The sequence below is a fragment of the Candidatus Frankia nodulisporulans genome (assembly GCF_902806475.1).
Lineage (GTDB): Bacteria > Actinomycetota > Actinomycetes > Frankiales > Frankiaceae > Frankia > Frankia umida.
On sequence record NZ_CADCWS010000161.1, the window covers coordinates 1 to 10,044 of the forward strand.

Annotated in this window: 9 protein-coding genes and 1 pseudogene; 5 read left to right on the forward strand and 5 right to left on the reverse strand. The window is 70.6% G+C overall.

The genetic code is table 11. From position 1 onward, the window contains the following. Window positions 1-68: 68 nt before the first annotated feature. From G6R24_RS14295 to G6R24_RS14305, 3 genes are all read left to right on the forward strand, one after another. Entirely contained in the window at window positions 69-695 is a 627-nt protein-coding gene (locus G6R24_RS14295; RefSeq protein ID WP_175084536.1) for a hypothetical protein, read from the forward strand. An 82-nt stretch (window positions 696-777) separates the two neighbouring features. Further along, window positions 778-1,323, forward strand: a complete 546-nt coding sequence (locus G6R24_RS14300; protein WP_163549745.1) for a GNAT family N-acetyltransferase — start codon at window positions 778-780, stop codon at window positions 1,321-1,323. 174 nt (window positions 1,324-1,497) lie between these two features. Next, window positions 1,498-3,102 carry a sensor domain-containing protein gene (locus G6R24_RS14305; RefSeq protein WP_163549746.1) on the forward strand — a complete coding sequence of 535 codons (1,605 nt, stop codon included), beginning with the start codon at window positions 1,498-1,500 and terminating at the stop codon, window positions 3,100-3,102. 194 nt (window positions 3,103-3,296) lie between these two features. Here the strand turns inward: G6R24_RS14305 and G6R24_RS14310 are convergent, their stop codons facing one another. Then, complete coding sequence (locus tag G6R24_RS14310; protein WP_225438531.1) at window positions 3,297-4,250, reverse strand: extracellular catalytic domain type 1 short-chain-length polyhydroxyalkanoate depolymerase; 954 nt, start codon at window positions 4,248-4,250, stop codon at window positions 3,297-3,299. Between the two features lie 105 nt (window positions 4,251-4,355). Here G6R24_RS14310 and G6R24_RS14315 point away from each other — a divergent pair, with 105 nt between their 5' ends. Beyond that, window positions 4,356-4,796 carry a MarR family winged helix-turn-helix transcriptional regulator gene (locus G6R24_RS14315; RefSeq protein WP_225438532.1) on the forward strand — a complete coding sequence of 147 codons (441 nt, stop codon included), beginning with the start codon at window positions 4,356-4,358 and terminating at the stop codon, window positions 4,794-4,796. A 77-nt stretch (window positions 4,797-4,873) separates the two neighbouring features. On the opposite strand, the gene G6R24_RS14320 is transcribed toward G6R24_RS14315, so the two are convergent. Then, window positions 4,874-5,128 carry a hypothetical protein gene (locus tag G6R24_RS14320; protein WP_163549748.1) on the reverse strand — a complete coding sequence of 85 codons (255 nt, stop codon included), beginning with the start codon at window positions 5,126-5,128 and terminating at the stop codon, window positions 4,874-4,876. Window positions 5,129-5,368: 240 nt separating this feature from the next. Between G6R24_RS14320 and G6R24_RS14325 the strand changes: the two genes are divergently transcribed. After that, window positions 5,369-6,112, forward strand: coding sequence for a GAF and ANTAR domain-containing protein (locus tag G6R24_RS14325; protein ID WP_163549749.1), 744 nt, complete (start codon window positions 5,369-5,371; stop codon window positions 6,110-6,112). 104 nt (window positions 6,113-6,216) lie between these two features. Here G6R24_RS14325 and G6R24_RS14330 read toward each other — a convergent pair whose 3' ends face one another. The 3 genes and pseudogenes from G6R24_RS14330 to G6R24_RS14340 form a co-directional block, all read right to left on the reverse strand. Then, window positions 6,217-6,639: a hypothetical protein gene (locus G6R24_RS14330; protein WP_163549750.1), complete on the reverse strand. Its 423-nt coding sequence runs from the start codon at window positions 6,637-6,639 to the stop codon at window positions 6,217-6,219. A gap of 586 nt (window positions 6,640-7,225) precedes the next feature. Then, window positions 7,226-9,448: an NADP-dependent isocitrate dehydrogenase gene (locus G6R24_RS14335; RefSeq protein WP_163549751.1), complete on the reverse strand. Its 2,223-nt coding sequence runs from the start codon at window positions 9,446-9,448 to the stop codon at window positions 7,226-7,228. 154 nt (window positions 9,449-9,602) lie between these two features. After that, window positions 9,603-10,044 (reverse strand): annotated as a pseudogene (locus G6R24_RS14340) (photosystem II reaction center PsbP family protein); the annotation flags it as partial.

A 10,044-nucleotide genomic window follows, 5' to 3' on the forward strand; every position in this document is an offset into this window, starting at 1 on the left:
CAGCCGCGCCGGATCATGAGAGTTTTGGATCATGAGAACTCACAGCAACCTGTACAGGGGGTGCGACAGTGGCGCGAGAGGTCATCTCCATCGTCAACGTGTGGTGCGACAACAGCGGGCGTCATCCGCATGAGCGGGCCGCGGCCACCTCGAACGCGGCCTTCGCGTTCGACGGTCAGCTCGTACGGCTCGACCTGTGCGCCGAGTGCCGCGACGAGCTGTCGTCCGTGCTCGGTGAGTACGCCGAGTTCGGCGAGGCGACCCCACTCGCCCGCGGCGCCCGCATCGACACCGCCTGGGCCGCGATCGAGGAGAACGACGCGGCGAACGCCCCCGAGGCGGCTTCGTCCGTCTCGGCCGCCCCGCGTAAACGGAAGCCGGCGGCGGCCGCTGGGGAACAGGCCCGGCGGCCACATCAGGTCGCCTCCACCAACGAGGTCCGTGCCTGGCTGCGCGATCACGCCGGCGAGTACGACGCCCCCGTCCCGTCCCGCGGTGCGCGCCTGTCCGCCGACCAGAAGGCCGCCTTCGACGCGGCCCACGGCTGGGCCCAGACCGACGGCACCTGGCAGCCCGCCGACCCGTCCGACGGTGGCGCGGCGGCGCGGACCGGGCCCGTGCCCACCGAGGCCGCAGGTGCCATCGGCGCGCCATCCGACGCCGCGCCGATGGCCGCCGACCTCGCCCACGCATGATCTGCGGCTGCTGGATATCGGCGCACCCGCCACGCCGATATCCAGGTGCCGTCCTTGCGCGCCGGGCGTAGTACTGACACACATGACATATGACATTCCGCCCGGGATGCACACCCGTGAGCCGCGGGAGGGCGACCACCCGAGGGTGCTCGCGGTGCTGGACCACTGGTGGGAAGGCCTGAAGGGGCCGGCTGGCGCGCAGGAACGCCGGCTGCTCCTGCCCCGCTACCTCTTCCAGCACTTCACCCCGAGCAGCCGCCTCGTCGAGTCGGACGACGACGGGGAGCTGCTCGCGTTCCTGATCGGTTTCCTGTCGCAGACGGACCCGGCCAGCGCCTACATCCACTTCGTCGGAGTCGCGCCCACCGCCCGTCGCGGCGGCCTCGGCACCCACCTCTACCGCTGTTTCTTCGCGCACGCCGCAGCCCACCAGCGGCGCTGGATACACGCGATCACCAGCCCCGAGAACACCCGTTCCGTCGCCTTCCACACCAGTCGCGGATTCACCCTCGTCCCTGGCGACAGCACGAGGAACGGGACACCGATCCATTCCGACTACGACGGCCCCGACACACCCCGCGTCGTCTTCACGAAAGACCTTCACAAAGACCAGATCCCACCCGCCTGAGCACCAGCGGTATTCAATCCGCGTCGCTTTCCGCGATCCCGACCCTGCCAGGCTGTAGCCGGAATACGGACACATCACCAGCCGTTGCCTGATTACCAATGTGGCGATCGGGTAGGACGTTCTCCGACCGGTCGCGGTCCAGGCGGGTGAGAGGTCGTGACACAAACGGAGGAAATGGACATATTCGAGGTCCTCGACATCGCCATCGTGGAGACGGGGGCGCTGGATCATCGTGTTCGGCGGGCCAATGCGGCGGCCTGCGCCCTGTCGGGCTGCTCACCGGACGAGATCATCGGCCGGGTCTGGGGGGACGGCTGCTTCCAGGCCGACCACGAACGCATGGACGCCCAGGTCCGGATGTACCTCACGGGGGGGCAGGGCAGGACGCGGCGGCTGATTCGGCTGCGACACCGCAGCGGCGCGACCGTGCACGCCGTGGCCAGCTCCGTGCTCAGAACCGATACCGACGGCGAGCCGTACTTCCTGACCCATCTGCAGGATGTGTCCGAGGAGATCGCGGCGCAGGATCAGCTGCGGCTGGTCGTGGAGAACACCCCGGTGTCGATGTTCCTGCTGGACCGGGACGGCCATGTCCTGGTGAGCGCGGGGTCCGCGACCCCGCAGACCGCGGCCGGCCTGCGGGAGGCCCGGGAGCTGTCCATCCTGCGGATCTTCGCCGACCAGCCCCAGGTCACCTCAGCCGTGCGACGGGCGCTGGCCGGGGAGCGGGTCGATCAGATGATCGAGGCGTTCGGCCGTTGCCTCGACCTGCATCTCGTGCCCATCCCGGATCCCAACGGTCAGGTGGGCTCCGTCGCCGCGGTGGCCACCGACATCACCGAGTGGCAGCAGGCCCTGGCCGACCTGCGTCTGCGGTCGGCCGAGCAGGCGACCGTGGCGGACCTCGGTCAGTCGGCGTTGGAGGCCCGGGAGCCGGCGGCGCTGTGGAACCAGGCGGTGCTGGCCGTCGCCGACCACCTGCGGGCCGACCTTGTGGAGATCCACGACCTAGCCGCCCAGGACGACCGCGGTGCCCTGCTGGCCCGGGCGGATCGGCGCCGGGAGCCGGCGTCGGGGCGGACTGACACGCACCGGCCCGACGTCTGTCTGACGGTGCCGATCGGACGCCCCGGCAGCCCGCTGGCGAAGATCGAGATCCACCGGCGGCCTGGCGCGGACCTCTTCACCGACCAGGACCAGCGGTTCGTGCGGTCCGTGGCCGCCGTGCTCGGTTCCGCGGCGCTGCGCTTGCAGATGGAAGACGAGATCCGCCACCAATCGCTCCACGACGGGCTCACCGGGCTGCCGAACCGGACCGCGCTGCTGGATCACCTCGAGCGGGCACTGCGCCTGCCCCGCCGGGCCGACCGGCGGATCGGCGTGCTGTTCATCGACCTCGACGGGTTCAAGAAGGTCAACGACACCCTGGGCCACGAGGCGGGCGACCGGCTGCTGCGGGCGACCGCCGCGCGGCTGCACGCGGCGGTGCGGCCCGGCGACATGGTCGGCCGCCTCGCCGGTGACGAGTTCGCCGTGGTCTGCGAGGGCATCCACAGCATCGCCGATCTCGAGACAGTCGCCGACCGCGTTCTGGCCGCTATCGCCACGCCGTGCCGACTCTTCGAGCAGTCGATCGTGTCGACCGGCAGCATCGGTATGGCGCTGTCCGACCAGGATCTCCACGACGCCGACGCCCTGCTCAATGCCGCCGACCTCGCCATGTACACCGCGAAGCGGCACCGACCGGGCAGCCGCCTGGCCCACCGCCGGGCCGGCTGACGCCACCGGCCGGCCCGGCGGTCTCCTCACCCACGACCCTCATGGCCGGCAGAAGGCTTCGGTGAGCGGCGTCGCGCGCACGCCCGAACCGTCGTCGCAGACCCCCTGGACTCGACGAGGGGCCGGCCGTCGCGCTCCACACAACGACGCTCCATCTCGCCGCTTTCCAGGTCGATCCCGGCGGGATCATCGGCTCATTTCCGGTGAGCGGCGAAGAACCGCCAGATCACGTCGGTGGCGTCCAGGGCGGTGGAGGGTCGGTCGGTATGGAGGAGCCTTTCCGCCAGGGGATTCGGAGTCGCGCCGGGCCAGCCGTGGCCGGCGCCGGCGATCGTGATCAGTTCCACGGCCCGGCCCGCCGGGCAGGTCGCCGTGGCGGTGGTGACGGTGCCGGTGGTCGTCGTGGTGGGCGGGGAACAGCGATCGGTTCCTCGCCAGGTGGCGTTGACCGACGGCACCGGCGGTCCGTCGATGGGCGGGCTCTTCGCGCTGTAGGGCCGGCCCGGTCCGCCCAGGTAGGGGATGGTCTGGTCGGCGGTGCCGTGGATGTGCAGGACTGACGTCGGCGTGGCGGTGGCGCAGTCGACCAGCATGGTCGTCGAGTCCACCCCGACGGCGGCGAACAGGTCGGTCTCGCAGGCCATCCGGTAGGCCATCGCGCCGCCGTTGGACAGACCTGACAGGTAGATCCGGTTCGGGTCGACGTCCAGGTCACGGCGCAGCGCGGCGACCATCCGCTCGAGGAAGGCGACGTCGTCAACGCCATTTCTGGCCGCGGGGCCGCAGCAGCCGCCACCGGCGTTCCAGGAGGCGTTTGTTCCGTCGGGGAAGGCGGCGACGAAGCGGCCGCGATCGGCCTGCGCGTCCCAGCCGTAGGCCGTCTCGGCCTGTGTTCCGCCGCCGTAGCCGCCGTGCAGCATCACGACGAGTGGCACCGCTGTGGTCAGGCCGGCGGGCCGGTACAGGTGGACTGTCCGCCGCACGCCGCCACTGTCGATCGTCCGCGTCGAACGGCCCACTGGCACCGCGCTCGCCGCCGTGTCCGGCGCCGCGGGCGGGGCCGCGCGGCCGGTGGCCGCTCGTACGGGGCCGGCCGCGGCGCTATCGGTTCCGCTGCCCGCGCAGGCGGTGACAAGCGACCAGATCACGACCGTGAGCACCACCATCGCGCGGGGGGCGCGGCCAAGAGATCGATACACCCCGACAGATTAGACAAGTAACTTGTCAAAATGCAAAGGCAAGTTGGTGCTGTGGTGGATCCCTCCTGGCCGGTCGACGCACGGACGACACCCGCGCTCGTCCAGATGCTTGCCCGTTCCCAGGCCACCGGGCTGGCCACCCGGTTCGCGGCGGCCGGTCACACTGACCTGCGTCCAGGTCACGCGCCGCTGCTGGTGCCGCTGCTCGCCGGCGGTCGGCACGCCTCCGATCTCGCCGAGGAACTCGGCGTGTCCAGGCAGGCCGTGGCCCAGACCGTGGCGGCTCTGGAGAAGGGCGACTACGTGGAGCGGGTCACCGACCCCGGTGACGGCCGGGCCAAGCTGATCCGCCTTACCCCCCGGGGCCGGTCGGCGCTGCGCACGATGCGAGCCACCGCGCTGGCCGTGGAGGAACAGTGGCGGGCATCGCTCGGCGAGGCGCGGCTACGGGAACTCCGCACGCTGCTGGTCATGCTGCTGACCGAGCCCGGCTGAAGCCCGGTCCGCTGGTGTCGGGTCGGAGCCGATGCCATCCCGTCGCGAAGGGTGGGGAAGGTATCAGCGCTGAACGCTCAGCGCACGCCGGTGGCGGCGCAGGCGTCGGGTAGCGTCGGCCAGCCGGTGCCGAGCATCAGCCAGCCGTCGTGGCCGGCGAGCCGGTTCGTCGGATCGTGCACCTTGACCTGCCAGCTGCCGGCACTGGTCTCCCGGACATAGGCGGCTTTGCCCTGGTAGCTGCCGTAGTAGCTGCCAAGTTTCGCTGCCGGTTGGGCCGGCGCCGCGGCGGGCGTCGGTGGGGATTCGGCGAGCACGTCTTTGGAGGGCATGGGTGGCTCCCGCGAGGAGATCACCGGGACACCCGGCGGTGAGCGGTGATGCTCACGGGGTGCGGCATGGATGCGGCGATCCCCGCTCCGGGTCGGCTGGTACTCAGCATCCTCACCCTACGCCCACACCGCCACTCGAACCGTGAGGAGCGGGCGTGATCGGACACCGTCGCCGTCCGCCCTCTGGTCTACGGTCTGGGTCAAGGCCCGTGGTTCGGCACTGGCCGGTGAGGGGCTGCTGTGACGGACGACGATCTGGCGGCGAGCCTGGCGGGACTGTCGGGGCTGCTGACCGGGCACCGGTCCCTACGCGAGACATTGCTCCACATCGCGGAGTTCGCGGTGCAGGCGATTCCGGGGGCGCAGGGCGCGGGCCTTGCGATGCAGACGGACGACCAGCCCCGGACGGTGGTGGCCAGCGCCGAGTTCGTGCGGGCGGTGGACGACGTGCAGTACCGGCTGGGCGAGGGGCCGGGTCTGCTGGCGGTCGAGTCGGGGTGCACCCAGGTGTCCGGGTCGCTCGGTGGCGAGGCACGCTGGCCGCGTTTCGGCCCGCGGGTGGGGCGGATGGGGGTGCACAGCGTGCTGTCACTGCCGTTGCTGCTACCCGATCGGGTGGTGGGCGCCATGACCGTCTACGCCCATGCCAAGAACGCCTTCGGGCCGGACGCGGTGCGGGTCGGCGAGCTGTTCGCCCGGCCGGCGGCGGTCTCGGCGCACAACGCCCAGGTCCTGGCCCAGTCACAGCGGCTGGCCGTCCAACTGCAGGAGGCGCTGACCAGCCGGGCCGTGATCGACCAGGCACTGGGGGTCATCATGAGCCGCACGGGCAGCGGCCCCGAGGAGGCGTTCGAGCGGCTGCGGACGATGAGCCGGTCCCAGCATCTCAAGGTCGCCCAGCTGGCCCAGCGGCTGGTGGACGAGGCGATACGCCGCGCCCGGGCCCGCCAGCCCTCCGCGGGACAGGACCCCACCGCACCCTGAGACGCCACGAAAGTCGGATTGCCAGCCGGCCGCCGGGCGCCGGCCGACCGCTGGGCGCTGTGGATCCGCCCCCAGCGGTCGGTGACAGCCAAGTCGAGGACAGATCAGCCCGCGGGCTCGAGCGCCCAGCCGCGGTCCTCGCCGAACACCGGCGACAGGGCCACCATCGGCGGGAAGATCAGAGCCGGGTGCAGGCCGAGGGTGAGCTCGTTCTCCACGACACCGATGGTGACGGTGTTCGGCCGTGGGCCGTCGCTGATCCGCCACTCACGGGCCTCGGGAAGGGGACGGACCCGCTCGAACACGTCCGGCTCGCCGTCGAAACCGACGAACAGCGGCGCGGTGGCCTGGCGAATCGTGTAGGTGCTGTCGCCGTTGTGACCGCCGCCGCTCTGCCTGATCTCCCAGTCCTGACCGGGACCCTCGCCGGGCAGCAGGAAGATGTTCTTCCGGTCGGGCGAGCTCAGAGTCAGGTTCTCCCGGCCGTCGATTCTGATCCGGTAGACACCATCAGCGATTTTTCCCACGGTCAACCCCGTTTCTGGTCATGAGGTAACCGGCCCTGATACGACCGGTTCGGACAATCGGGCGCCGCGGTCGCGGAAGAACCACTTCCGACGAACCGGTACGCCACCCGTGGTGCCGACCCCATCATGCCCATGCGCTCGGCACCAGACCGCGAGCGCCACACACCCGATTCCGCCGCACGCCCATTTTTCCGCAATCCTGGTTTCGCCTTCTTCTACCCTTTTTCCGTACGCGGGCCGACACCTTGCCCCGCCCGGCGGGCCCACCGGTCCAACCGTGGTCTTCGCCGGGGCCCGACGAGAGAACAACCAGCGCCGCAACGGCGGACACCCCAGCCGTATGGGGGCGGATGATGTCGGCACATCAGTTCGGGAGCACCGTCATCTTCGAGAACCAAGGGAATGTACGCTGCCAGACCCATGCCGGCAAAGATACCCGGATGGCCTCGGACCATGCCAACGACCAGCGCGGCGATACACCGACGCGGTGGACCAAGGCCGACGCCCCACCCGTGCGGCACGGATGGGGCGTCGTGGCGGAAACGAAACGGTGAAACGGTGGAGCGGGTGAAACGGGTGAAACGGATCAGGTGGTGATGAGGGTGAGGGCCTCGTTGAAGGTGACCGACGGGCGCATCACCTCGGTGGCCTTCACCGGGTCGGGCTGGTAGTAACCACCGACGTCCGCGGGCTTGCCCTGGACGGCGAGCAGTTCCGCGGTGATGGCCTCCTCCGACTCGGCCAGGGTCTTCGCCAGTGCGGCGAACGTGGCGGCGAGGGTGGCGTCGTCGGTCTGGGCGGCGAGTTCCTGCGCCCAGTACAGGCTCAGGAAGAAGTGGCTGCCGCGGTTGTCGATACCACCGACGCGCCGGGCCGGGGACTTGTCCTCGTTGAGGAAGGTGGCGGTGGCCCGGTCGAGGGTGTCGGCGAGGACCTTGGCGCGGCTGTTGCCGGTGACGGTGGCGAACTGCTCGAAGCTGACCGCGAGTGCCAGGAACTCACCGAGGCTGTCCCAGCGCAGGTAGTTCTCCTTGACCAGCTGCTGGACGTGCTTGGGGGCCGAGCCGCCGGCGCCGGTCTCGAACAGGCCGCCGCCGTTCATCAGCGGGACCACCGAGAGCATCTTGGCGCTGGTGCCGAGCTCGAGGATCGGGAACAGGTCGGTCAGGTAGTCGCGCAGCACGTTGCCGGTGACCGAGATGGTGTTCTCGCCGCGGCGGATGCGCTCGAGGGAGAAGGCGATCGCGTCCACCGGGGCCTTGATCTCGATCGTGAGGCCGGTGGTGTCGTACTCGGACAGGTAGGCGCGGATCTTCTCGATGAGCTTGGCGTCGTGGCCACGGGTCTCGTCCAGCCAGAAGATCGCCGGGTCGCCGGTGGCGCGGGCGCGGGTGACGGCGAGCTTCACCCAGTCGCGGATCGGCGCGTCCTTGGTCTGGCAGGCGCGGAAGATGTCGCCGGCGGCCACCGCCTGCTCGAGGACGGTCTCGCCGGCGGTGTTGACCACGCGGACGCTGCCGGGCGCGGCGAGCTCGAAGGTCTTGTCGTGGCTGCCGTACTCCTCGGCCTTCTGCGCCATGAGGCCGACGTTGAGCACCGAGCCCATGGTGGCCGGGTCGTAGGCGCCGTGGGCGCGGCAGTCGTCGATGACGGCCTGGTAGATGCCGGAGTAGCTGGAGTCGGGCAGCACCGCGAGGGTGTCGCCCTCCGCGCCGTCCGGGCCCCACATGTGGCCGGAGGTGCGGATCATCGCGGGCATGGACGCGTCCACGATGACGTCGCTGGGCACGTGCAGGTTGGTGATGCCGCGGTCGGAGTCGACCATGGCCAGGGCCGGGCCCTCGGCGAGTTCGGCGTCGAAGGACGCACGGATCGCGGCACCGTCGGTGAGGCCCTCGAGGCCCTTGAAGATGCCGCCGAGGCCCTCGTTGGGGGTCAGGCCGGCGGCGGCGAGGGTGGCGCCGTAGGTGGCGAACGTCCTCGGGAAGAACGCGCGGACCACATGGCCGAAGATGATCGGGTCGGAGACCTTCATCATGGTGGCCTTGAGGTGCACGGAGAACAGCACACCCTCGGCCTTCGCCCGGGCGATCTGCGCGGTGAGGAACTCCTGCAGCGCGGCGACCCGCAGCACGGAGGCGTCCACGACCTCGCCGGCGAGCACCTTCAGGGCCGGCAGCAGCACCGTGGTGGTGCCGTCGGCGGCGACGTGCTCGATGCGCAGCGTGTCGTCCGCGGCGATGATGGCCGACTTCTCGGTGGAACGGAAGTCGTCGGTGCCCATGGTGGCGACGTTCGTCTTCGACTCGGAGCTCCACGCGCCCATCCGGTGCGGATGCGCACGGGCGTAGGCCTTGACCGAGGCGGGGGCGCGCCGGTCGGAGTTGCCCTCGCGCAGCACCGGGTTGACGGCGCTGCCCTTGATCCGGTCGTAGCGGGCCCGGATCTCGCGCTCGGCGTCGGTGCTCGGGTCATCCGGGTAGTCCGGCAGGGCGTAGCCCTTGGCCTGCAGCTCCGCGACAGCGGCCCGCAGCTGGGGGATCGACGCCGAGATGTTCGGCAGTTTGATGATGTTCGCTCCTGGCGTCTTCGCCAGTTCACCGAGCTCTGCGAGCGCGTCGTCGATGCGCTGCGCGGGCTCGAGGTGCTCGGGGAAGCTCGCGATGATCCGCCCGGCCAACGAGATGTCTCGGCTGTCGACCGGGACACCCGCCGCCGCCGCGTACGCCTGCACCACCGGCAGGAAAGAGTACGTCGCCAGGGCCGGCGCCTCATCGGTCAGGGTATAGACGATCGTTGACTCAGTCACCGACACTCCGCTTCACGTCTGGTCCGTCTGGGTATCACGATATGCCGCGAGCTCTCCGCATTCTGGCCGCCGCTCGCCGCACGCGCCGTGATCACCGGTCCGAGCCCGCGTCCCGCGGCCGCTCCCGTGCCCCGCGTCGACCTGCCGGTCGCGGTCAGGACCCTGGTCGAAACGATGCGACGATGGTGCGGAACTGGGCCGCGCTGGCCGGCCACTGATCCTCGGGCGCCCGCCACCGCAGCGCGTAGCCATGCCCGTTACGGACCACACCGAGATCGAGGACGTGAATCGTGCGTCCACCCGAGGTGAAGGTGAACTCCCAGGCAGCGGACGTGGCGCCGGTGCCGCCGTCGGCCGGGTCGATCGCCAGGCGCCGGTAGCCGGAGGTCGTCGTGCGCACGGCGGGTTCGAGGTCACGCCAGGCACCGATGGACGAGGGTCCGGCCCTGGTCTGGGTCTCGACGAGCAGGTCCGGATAGCCCGATGGGGCGGTAGCAGTGAACCTCACACCGCCACCCGAGGTCCGCCAGCCCGAGGGCAGCGCGACCGACCAGCCGAAACCGTCCCGATGCGCGGTGTAGCCGGCCGGGACGGTC

Bases quoted from the DNA above. Each gene is read 5' to 3' on its own strand.
- G6R24_RS14300 (WP_163549745.1), top strand. From the start codon at position 778: ATGACATATGACATTCCGCCCGGGATGCACACCCGTGAGCCGCGGGAG.
- G6R24_RS14305 (WP_163549746.1), top strand. From the start codon at position 1,498: ATGGACATATTCGAGGTCCTCGACATCGCCATCGTGGAGACGGGGGCG.
- G6R24_RS14320 (WP_163549748.1), bottom strand. From the start codon at position 5,128: ATGCCCTCCAAAGACGTGCTCGCCGAATCCCCACCGACGCCCGCCGCG.